16 protein-coding genes and 1 tRNA gene are annotated in these 16,817 nt (G+C 57.5%); 10 read left to right on the top strand and 7 right to left on the bottom strand.

Annotation, left to right across the window (positions count from 1 at the left end; translation table 11 throughout):
* Nucleotides 1-358: 358 nt before the first annotated feature.
* From E1748_RS17410 to E1748_RS17370, 9 genes are all read left to right on the top strand, one after another.
* On the top strand, nt 359-1,639 hold the full coding sequence (locus tag E1748_RS17410; protein WP_133648420.1) for a tyrosine-type recombinase/integrase: 1,281 nt from the start codon (nt 359-361) through the stop codon (nt 1,637-1,639).
* A 28-nt stretch (nt 1,640-1,667) separates the two neighbouring features.
* Nucleotides 1,668-1,964 carry a hypothetical protein gene (locus E1748_RS17405; RefSeq protein WP_133648419.1) on the top strand — a complete coding sequence of 99 codons (297 nt, stop codon included), beginning with the start codon at nt 1,668-1,670 and terminating at the stop codon, nt 1,962-1,964.
* A 405-nt stretch (nt 1,965-2,369) separates the two neighbouring features.
* Nucleotides 2,370-2,621 carry a helix-turn-helix transcriptional regulator gene (locus E1748_RS17400; RefSeq protein WP_133648418.1) on the top strand — a complete coding sequence of 84 codons (252 nt, stop codon included), beginning with the start codon at nt 2,370-2,372 and terminating at the stop codon, nt 2,619-2,621.
* Between the two features lie 84 nt (nt 2,622-2,705).
* Nucleotides 2,706-4,781 carry an AAA family ATPase gene (locus tag E1748_RS17395; protein ID WP_166653583.1) on the top strand — a complete coding sequence of 692 codons (2,076 nt, stop codon included), beginning with the start codon at nt 2,706-2,708 and terminating at the stop codon, nt 4,779-4,781.
* Nucleotides 4,782-5,159: 378 nt separating this feature from the next.
* A complete protein-coding gene (locus tag E1748_RS17390; RefSeq protein ID WP_133648416.1) occupies nt 5,160-5,411 on the top strand; it encodes a hypothetical protein in 252 nt (83 codons plus the stop codon).
* Nucleotides 5,412-5,485: 74 nt separating this feature from the next.
* Nucleotides 5,486-6,073 carry a hypothetical protein gene (locus E1748_RS17385; RefSeq protein ID WP_133648415.1) on the top strand — a complete coding sequence of 196 codons (588 nt, stop codon included), beginning with the start codon at nt 5,486-5,488 and terminating at the stop codon, nt 6,071-6,073.
* A gap of 149 nt (nt 6,074-6,222) precedes the next feature.
* Nucleotides 6,223-6,588, top strand: coding sequence for a hypothetical protein (locus E1748_RS17380; RefSeq protein ID WP_133648414.1), 366 nt, complete (start codon nt 6,223-6,225; stop codon nt 6,586-6,588).
* Entirely contained in the window at nt 6,588-6,974 is a 387-nt protein-coding gene (locus E1748_RS17375; RefSeq protein WP_133648413.1) for a hypothetical protein, read from the top strand. Before E1748_RS17380 ends, E1748_RS17375 begins: the two co-directional genes overlap by 1 nt.
* Before the next feature lie 36 nt (nt 6,975-7,010).
* Complete coding sequence (locus E1748_RS17370) at nt 7,011-7,694, top strand: hypothetical protein (RefSeq protein WP_133648412.1); 684 nt, start codon at nt 7,011-7,013, stop codon at nt 7,692-7,694.
* A gap of 149 nt (nt 7,695-7,843) precedes the next feature.
* Here the strand turns inward: E1748_RS17370 and E1748_RS17365 are convergent, their stop codons facing one another.
* From E1748_RS17365 to cysS, 7 genes are all read right to left on the bottom strand, one after another.
* Nucleotides 7,844-8,578 carry a hypothetical protein gene (locus tag E1748_RS17365; RefSeq protein ID WP_133648411.1) on the bottom strand — a complete coding sequence of 245 codons (735 nt, stop codon included), beginning with the start codon at nt 8,576-8,578 and terminating at the stop codon, nt 7,844-7,846.
* 334 nt (nt 8,579-8,912) lie between these two features.
* A tRNA-Ser gene (locus tag E1748_RS17360) sits at nt 8,913-9,006 on the bottom strand.
* 161 nt (nt 9,007-9,167) lie between these two features.
* Complete coding sequence (locus E1748_RS17355; RefSeq protein WP_133648410.1) at nt 9,168-10,418, bottom strand: aspartate kinase; 1,251 nt, start codon at nt 10,416-10,418, stop codon at nt 9,168-9,170.
* Between the two features lie 357 nt (nt 10,419-10,775).
* Entirely contained in the window at nt 10,776-12,194 is a 1,419-nt protein-coding gene (gene tilS, locus E1748_RS17350; protein WP_133648409.1) for a tRNA lysidine(34) synthetase TilS, read from the bottom strand.
* Nucleotides 12,195-12,238: 44 nt separating this feature from the next.
* Entirely contained in the window at nt 12,239-13,210 is a 972-nt protein-coding gene (locus tag E1748_RS17345; protein WP_133648408.1) for an acetyl-CoA carboxylase carboxyltransferase subunit alpha, read from the bottom strand.
* Nucleotides 13,211-13,332: 122 nt separating this feature from the next.
* On the bottom strand, nt 13,333-14,379 hold the full coding sequence (locus tag E1748_RS17340; RefSeq protein WP_133648407.1) for a DNA-3-methyladenine glycosylase family protein: 1,047 nt from the start codon (nt 14,377-14,379) through the stop codon (nt 13,333-13,335).
* Between the two features lie 47 nt (nt 14,380-14,426).
* On the bottom strand, nt 14,427-15,824 hold the full coding sequence (gene cysS / locus E1748_RS17335) for a cysteine--tRNA ligase (protein WP_133649414.1): 1,398 nt from the start codon (nt 15,822-15,824) through the stop codon (nt 14,427-14,429).
* A gap of 247 nt (nt 15,825-16,071) precedes the next feature.
* Between cysS and E1748_RS17330 the strand changes: the two genes are divergently transcribed.
* Nucleotides 16,072-16,800, top strand: coding sequence for a tetratricopeptide repeat protein (locus tag E1748_RS17330; protein ID WP_133648406.1), 729 nt, complete (start codon nt 16,072-16,074; stop codon nt 16,798-16,800).
* Nucleotides 16,801-16,817 lie beyond the last annotated feature (17 nt).

The following is a 16,817-nucleotide window of genomic DNA, read 5'->3' as shown; positions in this document are numbered from 1 at the left end:
GCGACGTCTGGATTAACCGGACGATCCTGCATCACGTGCGTCTTATCGAGTTCGCTAGCGCGATCAATCCGCTCTTCAATCAGTCGATCGATGCGATGACGCAGGCATTGAACATTGATCGAGGCTCGGCCGCCAAAAAGAAAAAGCCCCGCAAGTCCGAGAACTTGCGGGGCTTTGTCACCGCCTATTGGCGGAGACGGAGTCCGCCGCAATGAGTTCTAGCGAGTGACGTAAAGCTACAGGAAAATCCATATTCTATAAGGATTTCAAGCGAATGATCCCCTAATGAGTTCTGGCAAGTTCGCGCTGGTTCGGGTATTCTATGCAGTACAACATGCAATACATTGGAACCGACGTAATGCCGAAGAAAGCACCGGAACTCAAACCGTTACAGTTGCCGAAACTGGTTAAAGAACTCAAGGCGAAGCCGAACGGCGGAAAGGTTGCAGTAGGCGGCGTTGACGGCCTGTATCTGCGAATCGTTGGCGATTCAACCGCATGGGTTCTATGTGCCGCAATGGGCACGCGAACCAACGCCAAGGGCTTGCAAGTCGTTCGCCGGTTGAACATGGGCCTTGGCCCGTATCCTGAAATTTCGTTGTCGGACGCGCGCCTGAAGGCCGCCGAACTCCGCAAGCAAATTCGCGATGGAATCGACCCGCTGGCAGCGAAGAAAGCCGACAAGCAAGCCGAAACGCAACGCTTGGCCAAGCTGAAAACGTTCCGCGATTGTGCGAAGGCCGTTATCAAGCTAAAAGCCAACGAACTCCGCAACGAAAAGGCGCTGGCGCAATGGGAATCGACGCTTGAAACCTACGCGTATCCGTTGCTTGGCGACCGCCACGTTAGCGAAATCACCAAACAGGACATCGTTGCAGTACTTGAACCTATTTGGCGCACGAAGCACGAGACCGCAAGCCGGTTGCGCGGTCGCATTGAAGCCGTGTTCCACTATGCCAAGGCGAACGACTATCGTGAAGGTGACAACCCCGCCGAATGGAAAGGTACGTTGCAACCGCTGCTTGGCAACGTCGAACGCACTGTTGAACATCATGCCGCATTGCCCTACGGTGAGATTGGCGCGTTCATTGTTGAACTACGCGAGCGGCAAGGCTTATCGGCCCGCGCGCTTGAACTCGCCATTCTGACCGCCACGCGATCAAACGAAGTGCGTTCCGCAACGCGGAGCGAGTTCGACCTAGCGGCGAAAACTTGGACGATCCCCGCCGCGCGCATGAAGATGAAAAAGGAACATCGCATTCCCCTATCGGATGCCGCAATCGAGTTGCTAAAAGCGTTGCCGAAAATCGAAGGAACGGACCTCATGTTCCCCGCCCCGCGCGGCGGTGTCATGTCGGACAACGTGTTCAAAGCGCTGTTTGAGCGCATGAAACGCGACGATTTAACCGCGCATGGGTTCCGGTCAACCTTCCGCGATTGGGCCGGTGAAACGACCGCATATCAACGCGAAGTAATCGAACACGCCCTAGCCCATCAACTCAAAGACAAGGCCGAAGCCGCATACCAACGCGGTGACTTACTTGCGAAGCGTGCTCGGTTAATGGCCGATTGGGCAAAGTATTGCGCAACGGCTCAAATGGTAACGACGGACAACGTCATTGCGATTAATGCGGCGTAATCCTACCCACAGTTTGAGGAAATTTAAAATGAGAAAATATGCTGTTGTTGCACTTGCATTCACGTCCATTAGCGCACATGCCTTTACTGATGAACAATGCGTATCTATCAGCGACGATGCCGCATACATTGCTCGCGCACGTGACGGCGGTGCGCCAATGGCTTCCCTGTTGAATCAATACGATACTAGCGCCGCATGGTCGGACAAAAGTAGAAAGCAACGCGCAGTCGCGATCAATGCAATTTATACGTCACCTGCATTTCTAGACAAAACACCGAACGAAGTTCGTGCCATTGTCATAGGCAATTGCCGCGCCCAAAAATAGGCCGATTGACCGAACGCCAAACGAAGCCCGATAGCGCCACCTGTCGGGCTTTTGCTTACCCGCCCCTTCCCAGCATCACACCAAGCCCGCCTAGCGCTCGCTCGCAAGCCACACTGGCATAGCGCCGCCCTACTGTGGGCACGCTTCGACCTATTCTAGTTCGCATCCCGATCAATTCCGCATTCAATCATCGAATAAGTTACTGGTTCGATTATTCCGCATTAAACCCTGATTTTATAAATCATATTTTTAGCAGTCATTTGTTGAATTCATTGAGAAAAAAACCGGTATCCAAAATATCACTTGGCCTCGCGATTGCTCCGCTCGTTAATATCTCTTTCATGCTGCTAGCGAGTAGCGAAAACCAGCGGCAACCAATTACAGATATTGCACGGAGTATTGAAAATGACAACTCGTTTTATTCGTCTTCCTGAGTTGATGGAACGCACCGGTTTACCGGAAAGCACGATTTATTGGCGCATGAATCATGGCACTTGGATTCGCCCGGTAAAGATCGGCCTCCGCGCTGTCGCATGGCTTGCCCATGAAATCGACGCACTTTGTGAAGCAATGGCAAACGGCAAGACGCATGATGAAATCGTTGCATTGATTGTCGATTTGACCGCAGCACGCAGCAAGTCAAAATCGGCGGAGTAATTTTCCGTTACTACGCCAATAACAATAAGGCTTTCCGGTTCATTGCACCGGTATGACCTGCATTCCGTACCGCATAAAATGAACATGGCACCTATTCAACCCGATAGCATTCCGCGAGAACTCCGCGACCGCTTCCAATGGGTCAATTGGACGTACCGCGTCGACGAAAAGAGCGTGGAACGGAAAGTGCCGTTGAATCCCCGCGATGGCAGCAACGCCAGCGTCAACCACCCGACCAGTTGGGCGGATTTTGACAGCGCTATGGCCAACGTCGAAACGGGCCGTTGCGCCGGTATCGGCTTCATGTTGACGCAGAACGACCCATACGCGGTAATCGACATTGATAACCCTGTGGGCAAGGTTGATCCCTCCGACATTGACCGCGTTTATCGGATCGGCAATGCGTTGATCGGAGACGCAAACAGCTACACCGAAGTTTCACCTTCCGGTAACGGCATTCACATTTGGATGAAAGCGGACATTCCGCCCAACGGTGTGCGCTCGTCGGCTGACTCTATCGAACTGTACTCAACCGCCCGATTCATGACCGTAACGGGGAACGCGTACGGTGAAGCGAAACCGATCAACCAAGCTGACGAACTAGCCCGGGCATTGCATGGCGCGCTCGATACCTGTTCCAAGCCGCACTACGACGTAATCGAAAAACCGTGCAACAGAGACGCCGCCGCAATCCTAAACGATATCTGCGATTGGAAGAACGGCGCGGAATTTGAACGCAAGGCCCGCTTGGACTTCGGTGTTGAAGATGATAGCGGTGTTGACCAAGCCGTTATGAACGCCATCGTGTTCGCTTGTCAGAACGTCGAAAAGGCGCGGGAATGTTTCAGCATGACCCCGCGCGCGAACCGCGACAAGTGGCGCACACGTAAAGACTATCAGGACGCTACGATTCGCCGCGCTTTTGACAAACTAGCAAACGGCGTCAAGTCGATCGATATCGCCGCGCTGATCGCAAGCGGTAGCGAAACCCTAGCGGCGTTCAAGAACGTCGCATCGGTGGCGGAAGTGAACGCCCATATGGTCAACGGTCCTCCAGCCAAGGCATTCCCGATTGCCGGACGCGATGAACTGATTGCCGGTGACGTGTCGGAACTGGCGAACCAATGGCGCATGTTCGGCGTGCTTCCTGCACGCGGAACCGCCGCAATTCACGGTGCATCGGGTTCCGGCAAGTCGTTCCTAGCGTTGGATATGGCGTGCGCAATCGCCGAAGGTACGAAGGGCCGTTCGCGCTGGGCCGGTCAATTGATCGAAGCCGCGCCGGTTCTATACGTCGTTCTAGAAGGCGCAGCGGGCTTCAAAGCGCGCGCGAAGGCTTGGGAGCAAAACCGCGCACGCAACTTGCCGGAAGGCTTGAAGGTTTTATCTTCGAACTTCGCGCTGAACAGCAAAGACGACGTTGAAAGACTGATCGAAACGATTCCAAATGGAACCGTAGTGTTTATCGACACATTGGCACAAGCTGCACCCGGTATGGATGAAAATTTATCGCGTGATATGGGCGAAGTGGTTAGCGCTATCCAACGCATTGCAAGCGCCCGCAACGCGCTGGCGGTACTGATTCACCATTCAACCAAGGCCGAAGAAAACCGGACCATGCGCGGTCACGGTTCGCTTTACGCATCGCTTGACGCTGTTATCGAAGTTAGCCGAAGCAAAGACACGAACGAACGGTATTGGACGGCGGTAAAGACGAAAGACGGCGGCGACCGTAGGACGTTCAGTTTTACGCTTGAAACGGTCGAACTTGGTTCCGCTACGTTTGCAGGTGAAACGATCGAAATTACCAGTTGCGTATGTGCCCACAGTGGGCCGGTTGATGCGAGCGGCAACGCTACGGCGGGTCCGACAAGGGCGACACCCGAAAGTCAAAGGGCATTGCGCGGCAACGATCAAATCGTATTTAAAGCATTGAATGCCGTAATCGGTGGATTGAAAGACCCGATGCACGGCGCAAGTAAAGACGAATGGTATCGCGGGTTCGAAGAAACAGATTACGGAAAGGGAAACAAAGCAGCAACCGTAGAACGAACATTTAGCCGATCTATGAAATCACTTTTGAAAAATTCGGCGATTATGGAAATGAATGGACGTTACATGACAGCATTTGCAGCGCTAATGATGCGGGCCAATGAATAGCCGGACGGACAAAGTTGAACAGGCCGCAAAGCCGCACGGGGTGGGCTTCGGACAAAACAGACATTTTCGGACAACCTTAACTTTTGTCCGCCACCATTTTCCCGGACAAACGGACAATCCCCCTTTAGGGGGTGTCCTGTACGGAATGGAAACGCCGATTTCGCTTTGCTAGTTGCCCGCGTCGCAAGCATCGCAAACTGGTATCGACGGAAGTTAAGGCGTGTTAGCTGTCGCATTGAATAGTCAGAGTTGCTACCGATCTGTCACACCCAGATCGCCGGAAGCATTGACAGGTATAGAACGAACCACAGCGCTCCCCCATACACACGCCGGGTAACTACTGTGGGTACAAATTAACGAGTTTTGGGAGTTATCGAAATGAACATTGAACACCAAATCAATTCGCAGTACGAAACGATTATCGAAACGACCGCCGTTAGCTGGATGGTTGAACAACTTGCCGACCCGGCGAAGTTGCCAGCGGCCTACGGATTCCAAGACGAATACAACAGCAGTGGAATGCGCCTTAGCCCGTTGCGCACGATGGACGCATCAACAAGCAAGTTTGTTCGCCGCGTTCCGTTCAGTGGATTGGCGGATCACTCTTCCGCCAACGAATTCGGTAGTTAAAGGGATTTCTTTTGTACCTCGACAACTGTACTGCAAACCGTACCGCATACGCATCCACACATACGGAGCAAACCATGAATACGAAACTTGGTCACGAATTCGAGCAATTCTTTAACAACGGGTCCATCGGTCGCGCACTCTCGCGGGCCGGTATCAAAGACCCGTTAGCGTTCTCTATCGCGCTTCGGTCCCTTAGCGAATCGAAGAAGCGCAAAAACAGCGAAGATCACGCCGGTTTGCTTGACGCGATGCTTCTGTCTGCCGTCACGCAATGGGCCGATGAATTCAAAGACTATTTGACACGCTATCGGGGTTATCGGTATCTCGCCGGTGAACTGTTGATTGAGAACACTGCAAGGGAACTTCGCTCACTTGCGCCGGTTGTCAAGCGGTACGTCGGTATAACGCTTCGTTGGCGTCAAGAAGCCCTGTACGAAAAACCGGAATATACGTTCAAAGTTGGCTCGATGTTGATTACCGAACATCCTATGAAGACATTCAACCGGCATTCCGGAATTATCGACATGGAACGAAGATTGAAAACGAAGCCCGAATTGCTTTCATTGCGTTGGGAGTTGCTTTGTATTATGCGAATCGGTGACGCATTCTTTAGTCGAGACGAATGGGAGGATACTGTTACCGAAGTTGGTCCGAATAATTAGGGGAAACCATCGCATGGATTTTAACGAGACGCGCGATGACATTTGGACAGGTATTACATAAATTGCCCGCACTCCCTTAAAAAATTCTTGTTAAACGTAATATGGCGCTGTTAACCTATTTTTAATTTAATTAGATGACGGCTTTAGTCATGACGACGGGAAAATGGGTAACGGGGTCGGCGACCTCGAAAGTCGAAAATAAGCCCACAGATGGGTTCGCGATGATCGGCGAGACCTTGGGAACGGACGGCACGCAACGAGCCGCGCCACGGACCGCAGATCAAGCGACAAGCGAAGATGGGCGGGTGGACAAGCGCCACACTCGCGCCAAGCTTGGGACGGTACAGGAAGTACGGTATGAAATGGCCCGTCTTTATCGCCAAGCCAGAAACGGCAAGGTTGACGTGTCGGATGCTTCTAAGTTGGCGCATATGTTATCGCAACTATCACGCGTAATTGAAACATCAGATATCGAAGCGCGTATTGAAGAACTTGAGCGGCAACGGGGCCGGTAATGCGAGCCGGACTTAAAACCCGGCTTGAAAAGCTGGAAGGCGTCCGATTAGAGCAAGGTCCGAATAAGGTTCTTCACTGCAAACCCGACGCAATCAAATGGGGCGGAATAGACGGAAGTATCGAAGTTTGGCTTCAGGGATACTTCAAACCCGGATTCAATCCCGGGAAAGGCAAGATAAGCAAATTCAAAGGTAAGTTTGTCGTCATTCCAGAATACGAATCACTAGACGCATTTGAGCAAGCCGCATCACAGCAACAAATCAAATCACTAGCATTTACAGGCGATAGGCGCGGCAAAGACCTGATAGATACATCAGCCGAACCGCGTAGTAAGTTCGTCGATACAGATGATATTACATCGTCAAAATGGCGAACGAATCGTTAAACGTATTTTCAACTTAACTTACATTAGGCAACCAACATGAAAACCCTCGTAACTCAGCCCGCCGCAACGTCTTTCGTTCAAATCATGGCAACGGCGACCGGTCGCAAAGCGCGCCTTGGCGATGCTGAAAAACTGGAATGCGGTGCGGCCCCGTTCGTTCTGAAAGCCGATATCGCATTGCGCGACGCAATCAACACGGTTGCACGCCTGACCGACGACAAGACGCGAACCGAAGTTGCACGGCATGCTGCGGCTCGCAAGGTCGCGCTGGATACTGTGGGCACTATCCGCAAAGCTGCTACCGATATCGCCGCACATGCCGACACACTGAACGAACGCGCGATGACCAGCATCAACAGCTATTTCGACAACGCACTACCCGGCGACGGTATGACCGCACGTATTAGCGCATGGGTTGCCGATACGCTGAAATCGCCGGAAGGTGTCGCAAAGGTCAAGCAAGCGGCGAAGGAAGATAGACGCGTTGCCGCAGTGCTACATGCCGAACCGCTGTTCCTGACTGGTATCACCAAGGGATTGCGCGATAGCATCGTTACGGATGTAATCGCTACGCGTTTGCCCGATGCAGCAAAGCAGTTGACCGACGCCGCCGACCTTCATGCAATCGCGCCGAAGTATGAAAAACTGGCGGCGGAACTCCCGACCCATCTTTACAACAGCGCATTGGCCGACCAAGCCGATACGCGCGTTGAAATCTAATTTCTGTTGTGCGCCCGTAGGTTAAAGCCTACTTTGGCCCGGTATCTCAAGCGGATATCGGGCTTTTTTTACCAATACCAGATAGGATTCCGAAATGCTTATCGAAACAAGCAAGCACTGAGTCTTGCACAAACGGCGCCTGCGTCACCTCAACTCTTGGTGAGATATTTGACGATCGCCTTGAATGGTTCGCTTCCAAGAAGATTGACAATTCCTGTCGCGACGTTCACGGTCGCAGCAGCACTAGCGATGGCTTTGCCGAAGAACCCGCCAGCGTCTGTTTTTTCGATCGCTTCGCGATACTCCGCGTCTACGACAACATTGCCCATTGCGCAATTCAGAGCATCGACTACAGGAAAGATGCCTGTAATGAAGTATTCATCGAGGCTTGTGGTGATGCGATTGAGATAGCGCATTATTACGAGCTTGACGTCATCGGGAATGTCGTCGGCGTCGATGATCTTCGTACGTGCCTCGGCGAACGTCTCGTTAAGTTCATTCAATGTGGTCGGTGGCTGCATGCTCTCGCGTTCATTCAGCATTGTTTCAACCATCGACAGGTGAACAAGCGACACCGCCGAAACATTGGATATGAAAGTTTGCCACTGCCCATTCAGGTTCTGCTTGACGATACCATCACGCAACTGCACTTCTAACGTTCGCATATGCGTCAGATGCACCGGAAAGAGCCTGTTTGTCGCTTCCGAAACGTCACCGGCGAGGACTATCAACTTCGATAGACGCGAAAGAAGCTCTTCCTCGCTGCTGGTGTGTAGTAGCTCGCTCCAAGCCTGTCTGCAGACTTTTTGCTGATTAATGGCGTGAATGCCCTTAAGAATCTCGTGCAGTCGTGCGGCTGGATTGTTCTTGACTTTTTTTGTCATTTTTTCGATGCAGGCAAGTTCGGACCAGTCCCGATTATATCGGGACGAGCGGATGGCTGGGCGCTACAGCACGGAGCAGCGCACACGCTACATAGCTACCAACATGTTGTGATCCCCGATTTATAAGCCGTTTCTTTGATGGAATTGGCATCGGATCGAACCATACAGGCTCGCATGCAGCTTGTTGACACAGCCCCGGTTCGATGCCAGCGCAACCAAAAATGTGGGCATACGATCATTTTTGCTATGCAGTATTTTATGCAGCACAGAGCGATCGACAGATAACAAAAAACCCCGTAAGTCTTTGAACTTACGGGGTTTCCTGACCACCGGATGGCGGAGACGGAGGGATTCGAACCCTCGATCCAGGTTTTGGCCCAGATGCTCCCTTAGCAGGGGAGTGCCTTCGACCTCTCGGCCACGTCTCCCAAACTTTCGCTCGCGCCAGGGAGGCAGCGCGACGAAGCCAAGATAATAGCGGGTTCGCCGATTGAGGTCAATTTTCAGGGCGCACTTTTTGGCTCATCGCGTCACGCGGGTGACATGCATGAAGACACGCATAAAACCGCTGCGTCCGCGACCTGCGCCCTTATACGTGATCGAGCTCGAATGCCTTATGCAGCGCGCGCACGGCGAGCTCCATGTACTTCTCGTCGATCAGCACCGAGATCTTGATTTCGGACGTCGAGATCATCTGGATGTTGATGCCCTCTTCCGACAGCGTGCGGAACATCGTGCTCGCGATGCCGACGTGCGAACGCATGCCGACGCCGACCACCGATACCTTCGACACCTTCGGATCGCCCAGCACCTGCTCGGCGCTTATATGGCCCTTCACCTGGCCGGTGAGGATGTCCATCGCACGCTGATAGTCGCCGCGGCCGACCGTGAACGTGAAGTCGGTCTTGCCCTGAACGCTCTGGTTCTGGATGATCATGTCGACGTCGATGTTCGCGTCCGCCACCGGGCCGAGAATCTGATACGCGATGCCCGGCTTGTCGGGCACACCCATCACCGCGATGCGGGCCTCGTCACGCTGGAACGCAATGCCCGAGATGACTGCTTTTTCCATGGTCTCGTCTTCTTCAAAAGTGATCAGGGTGCCCGACGACATTTCGGCTTCGAGCGGCATCAGCGGATCGGTCAGGCTCGACAGCACACGCGTCTTCACCTGGTATTTGCCGGCGAATTCCACCGAGCGGATCTGCAGCACCTTCGAGCCGAGGCTCGCCATTTCGAGCATCTCTTCGAACGTCACGCGATCGAGCCGGCGAGCCTCTTCGACGACGCGCGGGTCAGTGGTGTACACGCCGTCGACGTCGGTGTAGATCAGGCACTCGTCTGCTTCCAGCGCTGCCGCAACTGCGACCGCCGACGTGTCCGAACCACCGCGGCCCAGCGTCGTGATGTGGCCTTCGGGATCGATGCCCTGGAAGCCGGTGATCACCACGACCTTGCCCGCGTCGAGATCGCGCATCACGCGCTCGCCGTCGATTTCGTTGATGCGTGCTTTCGTGAACGCGCTGTCGGTTTTGACCGGCACTTGCCAGCCGGTGTAGCTGACCGCGTCGACGCCCGCTTCATGCAATGCGATGGACAGCAGACCGACGCTGACCTGCTCGCCGGTCGACGCGATCATGTCGAGTTCGCGCGGGCTCGGCTGCGCCGAAATTTCTTTCGCGAGGCCGAGCAGACGATTGGTTTCGCCGGACATCGCCGACGGCACCACGACCATCTTGTGGCCCGCCTTCTGCCATTTCGCGACGCGCTTCGCGACGTTCTTGATGCGCTCGGTCGAGCCCATCGAAGTGCCGCCGTATTTGTGTACGATGAGTGCCATTGTCGTTCTGAACTGAGGATGAAATCGCGTCGGGCGCGCTGCAAGCGGCCGCACAACAGGGCCGCACAACAAGCAAACGTTCGGGAACGACGGCGAAGTATGTGGCGGCGCAGGCAACGCGCGCGGATTTGCCCGCGAAATCGCTCGTAGCCGGCAATCACGCCTCTTGGGCGAGACACGACACGAGGAACGGTAAAAGCGGTCCGGGCAAACAAGTAACCGTACCCGATCGGCCGTAAAAAAACAAGCCAAATCCCTGGGATATGGCCCGCAAACGCTTATCTATCAAGGATTTGCAGGGAAACCGGCCATTTTTTCCGGGTCGGCTGGTGGTTTGCGTTGAGGACCGTCGCGCACTCAGGCGATCGACAGATCCTCGCGCCATTCGATACGCCGATACCGTCCGCCCGCGCCCTTCTCCGACGATACGATCGCCGCGCGATTCACGCCAAGCAGCGGCACGAACAGCAGTTCGTCGCCGCAAAACAGCAGCGGGACATCGCGTTGCCACGACGGCACGCCCCGCTCCTGGAACAGGTTTTTCAACGTACGGTTGGGTCCATCAACGCTCGTGCGCATCCGCTCGCCGCCCGCACGCGAGCGAGCACTGAGCGGTGTGCGCATCAACACAGCTTCGGGAATGGCATCGGGATCGTCGGCGTCAACGTCGACAAAGACGAACGTCCCGCGCCACGCCCGCAGATGCCACACCGCTTCGCCACGCCACGCAAGCGTCGCGGCTGGCCTCTGTGCGAGTGCCGTTTCGTCGGCGGGATCGGCGCTGTCGCCGGCTTCCCAGTAGACGTCGTCGCGATACACGCGCAGCGCCTGTCCCGCGTGATCGATCCGCAGTCCGTGATCGTCGCCGATCGTGCGCAACTGGCGCAGCGCATCGATAAGGCGTGCTGCGGGCGCGGCGGGCAGTGCGAGCGTGCGCATCCAGTAACGCAGAACGTTCAGCACGCGATCGTCGTCGAGTGCGAGCAGCGCGTCGCGTGACAACGCCCTGCCCTCGTCGCGCGATGCGTCCTGCAGATCGAGTCGCGCGAGGTCGTCGAGCAGACGTTGCGCCGATGCCGCGTGCGCAGCCGTCCTCGACAACGCATCGCGAAAACCCGGAAAGTGCACGGCAAGCGTCGGCAGCACGTCGTGGCGCAACGCGTTGCGCGCATAGCGTGTGTCCGCGTTCGACTCGTCGTCGATCCAGCGCAACGCGTGAGCGCGCGCATATTGCTCGAGCTGCGCACGCAGCAGCGGCAGCAGCGGACGCACGCGCGTCGCAGCGGCACCGGCCGGCAAGCGCTCGGGCGCCATCGCGGCCAAACCGGCCAGCCCCGCGCCGCGCAGCAGTTGCAGCAGCACGGTCTCGGCCTGATCGTCCGCGTGCTGCGCAAGCCACAGTACATGCACGTCGTGTTCGGCGCACATGGCATCGAGCGCACGGTAGCGTGCATCGCGCGCCGCGGCTTCGATGCCGGTGCCCGCATCGCGCGCAACGTCGACACGTCGATGCGCGAACTCAATGCCGCGCATCTCTGCGAATGCCGCGCAGTGTCGAAGCCATGCGTCCGCATGCGCGCTCAGACCGTGATGCACATGCAGCGCGACGCAACGTGACGCGCCCAGCACGCGCACTGCCGCGTCGAGCAGCACGGACGAATCGAGTCCACCGCTGAACGCGATCGCGATGCGCGCGTCAGCAGCGAGCGCAGCCGATGCCGCGCCGACAGCCTCGATTACGAGGCGGTCAGCGGGTGTGTCGGAGGAGGAAGTCACGGTGGATCACCGCGCACAGAGAGGATTAAGGAAACCCGCGACGCTTACGCGCCCGGCGTCGTTTCCTTGAACTTGCCGTAGGCCATCAGCCGCTCGAAGCGACGCTGACGCAGGTCTTGCGTGCTCATGCCCTGGAACTGACGCAGCGTGTCGGCGAGCGCGCGACGCAGCAGCGCGGCCATCCCTTTCGGATCGCGATGCGCGCCGCCGAGCGGCTCGTTGACGATCTTGTCGATCAGCCCGAGTGCCTTCAGACGATGTGCAGTGAGCCCGAGCGCTTCGGCTGCTTCCGGCGCCTTCGCCGCGCTCTTCCACAGGATCGATGCGCAGCCTTCCGGCGAGATCACCGAATAGGTCGAGAATTGCAGCATCAGCACGCTGTCGCCGACGGCGATCGCGAGCGCACCGCCCGAACCACCCTCGCCGATGATCGTCGCGATGAGCGGCACCTTCAGTTCGGCCATCACGTACAGATTGCGGCCGATCGCTTCCGACTGGCCCCGCTCTTCCGCGCCGATGCCAGGATACGCGCCAGGCGTATCGATGAACGTGAAGATGGGCAGCCCGAATTTCTCGGCGACGCGCATCAGGCGCTCGGCCTTTCGGTAGCCTTCCGGACGCGGCATGCCGAAGTTACGCGCGGCGCGTTCCTTCGTATCGCGGCCCTTCTGCTGGCCGATCACCATGCACGGATGGCCGCCGAAACGCGCGAGGCCGCCGACGATCGACAGATCGTCCGCGAACGAGCGGTCGCCATGCAGTTCGTGGAAATCGGTGAACAGCTCGTTGACGTAATCGAGTGTGTAAGGACGTTGCGGATGGCGTGCGATCTGCGAGACCTGCCAGGGCGTCAGGTTCGCGTACAGGTCTTTCGTGAGCAGCTGGCTCTTCTTGGAAAGCCGATCGATCTCTTCCGAAATATCGACGGCCGAATCGTCCTGCACGAAGCGCAATTCTTCGATCTTCGCTTCGAGTTCAGCGATCGGCTGTTCGAAATCCAGAAAGGTGGTCTTCATTGGTTGGAATCCTTGGACTTACCGGCAGCGCGTATTCTAACCGCGCCCGCCCATGTCAAAACCTGCTCGCAACTATTAAATCCGGGAATTGATAGTTGCGCAGCGACAGAGAGGATAAGCGCTTAGCTCTCGACCGACAACGGATCGAGGCTACGCCACATGTACCAGGTGGCGACCGTGCGCCACGGCTCCCAGTTCGCGGCGACTTCACGCGCCTCGCTGCGCGTGACCGGCTCGCCGCTGAAGTAGTTGACGCTGATCGCGCGGATCAGCCCGAGGTCGTCGAGCGGCAGCACATCCGGACGCGACAGGTTGAAGATCAGGAACATCTCCGCGGTCCAGCGGCCGATGCCGCGAATCTGCGTGAGCTCCGCGATCACCGCCTCGTCTTCCATCGACGTCCACTTGCCGACGTGCAACGCGCCCGATACGAAATGCTGCGCGAGATCCAGGATGTATTCGGTCTTGCGCTTCGACAGCCCGCACGCGACGAGCTTGTCCGGGCCGAGCTTGATGAACTGCTGCGGCACGAGCTTCGGACACGCGCTCTCGACACGCTGCCACACCGCCTGCGCAGCCGCGACCGAAATCTGCTGACCGACCACCGAGCGCGCGAGCGTGACGAACGGATCGCCGCGCGATTGCAGATGCACGGGGCCGAATTTCGGAATCAGTTTCTTGAGAATGCGATCGCGCTTGACGAGATCGGCGCACGCCTTGTCCCAATAGATGGGTCGCGTGACTTCGGGCGCGAGGCCGCCGATTTGCACCGGCACCGCGACTTCGGTATCGGTCGTGGCGCGCGACTTGCGGACGATCTCGCCGTCATGCAGTTCGTCGACTGTGAATTCCTGCGCGCCGTCGGCGAGCGCGTCGGGCAATGCGCCGTTCGCTTTGGCGGCACGTTTGCCGGGTGCCGCTTTGGTGCGTACATCCGCTGCCGGTGTGCGCGTCGAACGCGACAGCTTCGGCACATGCGATGCATCGCCGTTGAGCGTTCCGCGTTTCGCCGCGGTTTTCTTTGCTGCACCGTTCGCGGCTTTCGCCGCATGCGACGTCGCGCGCTGCGGCGCACGCGCGCCACTCTTCGCGTGCGTCGTTTTCGTCACGGGTGCCGCGCCTGTCTGAGACGCGGCTCGTTTAGCCTGCGTCTTCGTGGCCGTTGCCATCCTGCCTCCTGCCTGGCGTGTCGATCAGAGGGAAGTGCGGGAAGCGCTCACACGCGCCGCCACTCAGTCAACCCGCCCGGTTTGTCTTCAAGTGCGATTCCGGCTTCGAGCAGTTCTGCCCGGATCCGGTCTGCCTCGGCGTACTGCTTCGCCTGCTTCGCCGCGACGCGCGCGGCGATCCGCGCTTCGATTTCTGCTGTGTCGAGCCCAGCCTCATCGGCACTGCCGCCCGCCTGTTGCAGATAGGCGCGCGGTTCGCGACCGAGCAGACCGAGCACGCGCCCGAGACCTTGCAATTGCCGTGCAAGCGACGCGTCGCGTGTGCGATTGACTTCGCTTGCCAGTTCGAACAACACCGACACCGCGACCGGCGTGTTGAAGTCGTCGTTCATCGCCGCGCGGAACCGCTGCGCGTACGCGTCACTCCAGTCTAGTGCAGACGAGTCGGGTGTCACGTCTTTCAATGCGGTGTAAAGACGCGTGAGCGCGCCGCGGGCGTCGTCGATATGCGCGTCGCTGTAGTTCAGCGGCGAACGATAGTGTGCGCGCACGATGAAGAAGCGCACCACTTCGGCGTCGTAGCGTTCGAGCACCTCGCGGATCGTAAAGAAGTTGCCGAGCGATTTCGACATCTTCTCGTTGTCGATCTGCACGTAGCCGTTGTGCATCCAGTAATTGACGAACGTATGCCCCGTCGCACCTTCGCTTTGCGCAATTTCGTTTTCGTGGTGCGGAAACTGCAGGTCCTGGCCACCGCCGTGAATGTCGAACTGCTCGCCGAGCAGCGTGCAGCCCATCGCCGAGCATTCGATATGCCAGCCCGGACGGCCGCGGCCGTATTTCGAATCCCAGCCGGTGTCAGCGGGCTCGTCGGGCTTCGACTGTTTCCACAACACGAAATCGAGCGGGTCCTGCTTCGCGTCGTTCGCAGCGACGCGTTCGCCCGCGCGCAGATCCTCGATCGACTTGCCCGACAGCTTTCCGTAGTTCGCGAACTTGCGCACCGCGTAGTTCACGTCGCCGTCGGCGGCCTGATACGCGTAGCCGTTCGCTTCGAGCTTCTCGATCATGCCGAGCATCTGCGGAATGAAATCGGTCGCGCGCGGTTCGTGGTCGGGACGCTCGACGCCGAGCGCGTCCAGGTCTTCGTGCATCGCCGCGATAAAGCGGCTGGTCAGCGACTTGATCGTCTCGCCGTTCTCGACCGCGCGACGGATGATCTTGTCGTCGATGTCGGTGATGTTGCGGACATAGGTGACGTCGTAGCCCACCAGACGCAGCCAGCGCTGCACGACGTCGAACACGATCATCATGCGCGCGTGCCCGATGTGGCAGTAGTCGTACACCGTGATCCCGCAGACGTACATCCGCACGACGCCCGGCTGCAGCGGCGCGAAAGATTGCTTGTCACGCGCGAGCGTGTTGTAGATGCGCAGTGATTCCATAGAGACGATGCGTGGTTCGAAAGAGATCCGGCCGGCATTGTGTGCATGGAGCCCATCGAACGACGGACTCATGCGCTGCAGCACATCGGACAGCAAACCGGTGCACTGTGTGCTCGCACTTAGTGCTGTGGTGGGCTGCCATCGACGCGGAGACAACCACGAGTGGCGAAAAGAGAATCTGTGGTTCGACGGAACGCGCAGACCTTTTGTTAGAATGGGTCGGAGTATAACACCCCGACCTCAGCCTATGAAACCTTCCAGCGGCCGCGCGCGCAGCGCTGCGACCCTCGCCGCGACGGCCTTTTTCGGCGTCGCGCTCACGCTCTTTCCGGGCATTTCCGCGCATGCGGAGAAAGCCAGTGCGCTGCCGCAAGGGCCGGCCGTGCGCGACGGCACGCCGGAGATCGATTCGTCGATCGAGCAGAAAAACTGGACCGAGGCACTCGCGCAACTCGACGCGCGCATCGCGTCGAATCCGCGCGACGCACAGGCGAAATTCAAGCGCGCCACCGTGCTCGCGCGGCTGAATCGCGACGACGAAGCGATCACCGCGTTCACCGAACTCACGCAGACTTACCCGGAACTGCCCGAGCCGTACAACAACCTTGCCGCGCTGTATGCGAAGCACGGCCGCTACGATGACGCGCGTGCCGCGCTCGAAACCGCGACGAAGGTCAATCCCAGCTACGGCCTCGCGTACGAAAATCTCGGCGACCTGTATCTGCGTCTCGCGAGCGCCGCGTATCAGCGCGCGCAGGGCCTCGGCAAGACGAGCGCGACGACGCAGCAGCGTCTCGCCGACATCCAGAAAATCGTCGCGCCGCCGAAGGTCGCGGCAAAGTCCGCGAAGAAATCTGTATCGGTCGACGACTACACGAATCGCGCAACGTCGAACCTGACCGACACGCCGAGCTTCCAGTTCGGCGGCCCGAGCGGCTCGTTGCCGGTGCAGCCTTACGTCGCACCGGCGCAATAACGAATTAACTGCATTAA

Source organism: Paraburkholderia flava (genome assembly GCF_004359985.1).
Taxonomy (GTDB): Bacteria; Pseudomonadota; Gammaproteobacteria; order Burkholderiales; family Burkholderiaceae; genus Paraburkholderia; species Paraburkholderia flava.
The sequence above is the reverse complement of the archived record's forward strand: the minus strand, read 5'-3'. Positions and strand labels throughout refer to the sequence as shown.

Bases quoted from the DNA above. Each gene is read 5' to 3' on its own strand.
- E1748_RS17390 (WP_133648416.1), top strand. From the start codon at position 5,160: ATGAACATTGAACACCAAATCAATTCGCAGTACGAAACGATTATCGAA.
- E1748_RS17405 (WP_133648419.1), top strand. From the start codon at position 1,668: ATGAGAAAATATGCTGTTGTTGCACTTGCATTCACGTCCATTAGCGCA.
- E1748_RS17355 (WP_133648410.1), bottom strand. From the start codon at position 10,418: ATGGCACTCATCGTACACAAATACGGCGGCACTTCGATGGGCTCGACC.
- E1748_RS17410 (WP_133648420.1), top strand. From the start codon at position 359: ATGCCGAAGAAAGCACCGGAACTCAAACCGTTACAGTTGCCGAAACTG.
- cysS (WP_133649414.1), bottom strand. From the start codon at position 15,824: ATGGAATCACTGCGCATCTACAACACGCTCGCGCGTGACAAGCAATCT.
- E1748_RS17370 (WP_133648412.1), top strand. From the start codon at position 7,011: ATGAAAACCCTCGTAACTCAGCCCGCCGCAACGTCTTTCGTTCAAATC.
- E1748_RS17330 (WP_133648406.1), top strand. From the start codon at position 16,072: ATGAAACCTTCCAGCGGCCGCGCGCGCAGCGCTGCGACCCTCGCCGCG.
- E1748_RS17345 (WP_133648408.1), bottom strand. From the start codon at position 13,210: ATGAAGACCACCTTTCTGGATTTCGAACAGCCGATCGCTGAACTCGAA.
- E1748_RS17395 (WP_166653583.1), top strand. From the start codon at position 2,706: ATGGCACCTATTCAACCCGATAGCATTCCGCGAGAACTCCGCGACCGC.
- E1748_RS17385 (WP_133648415.1), top strand. From the start codon at position 5,486: ATGAATACGAAACTTGGTCACGAATTCGAGCAATTCTTTAACAACGGG.
- E1748_RS17365 (WP_133648411.1), bottom strand. From the start codon at position 8,578: ATGACAAAAAAAGTCAAGAACAATCCAGCCGCACGACTGCACGAGATT.
- E1748_RS17380 (WP_133648414.1), top strand. From the start codon at position 6,223: ATGACGACGGGAAAATGGGTAACGGGGTCGGCGACCTCGAAAGTCGAA.
- E1748_RS17340 (WP_133648407.1), bottom strand. From the start codon at position 14,379: ATGGCAACGGCCACGAAGACGCAGGCTAAACGAGCCGCGTCTCAGACA.
- E1748_RS17400 (WP_133648418.1), top strand. From the start codon at position 2,370: ATGACAACTCGTTTTATTCGTCTTCCTGAGTTGATGGAACGCACCGGT.
- E1748_RS17375 (WP_133648413.1), top strand. From the start codon at position 6,588: ATGCGAGCCGGACTTAAAACCCGGCTTGAAAAGCTGGAAGGCGTCCGA.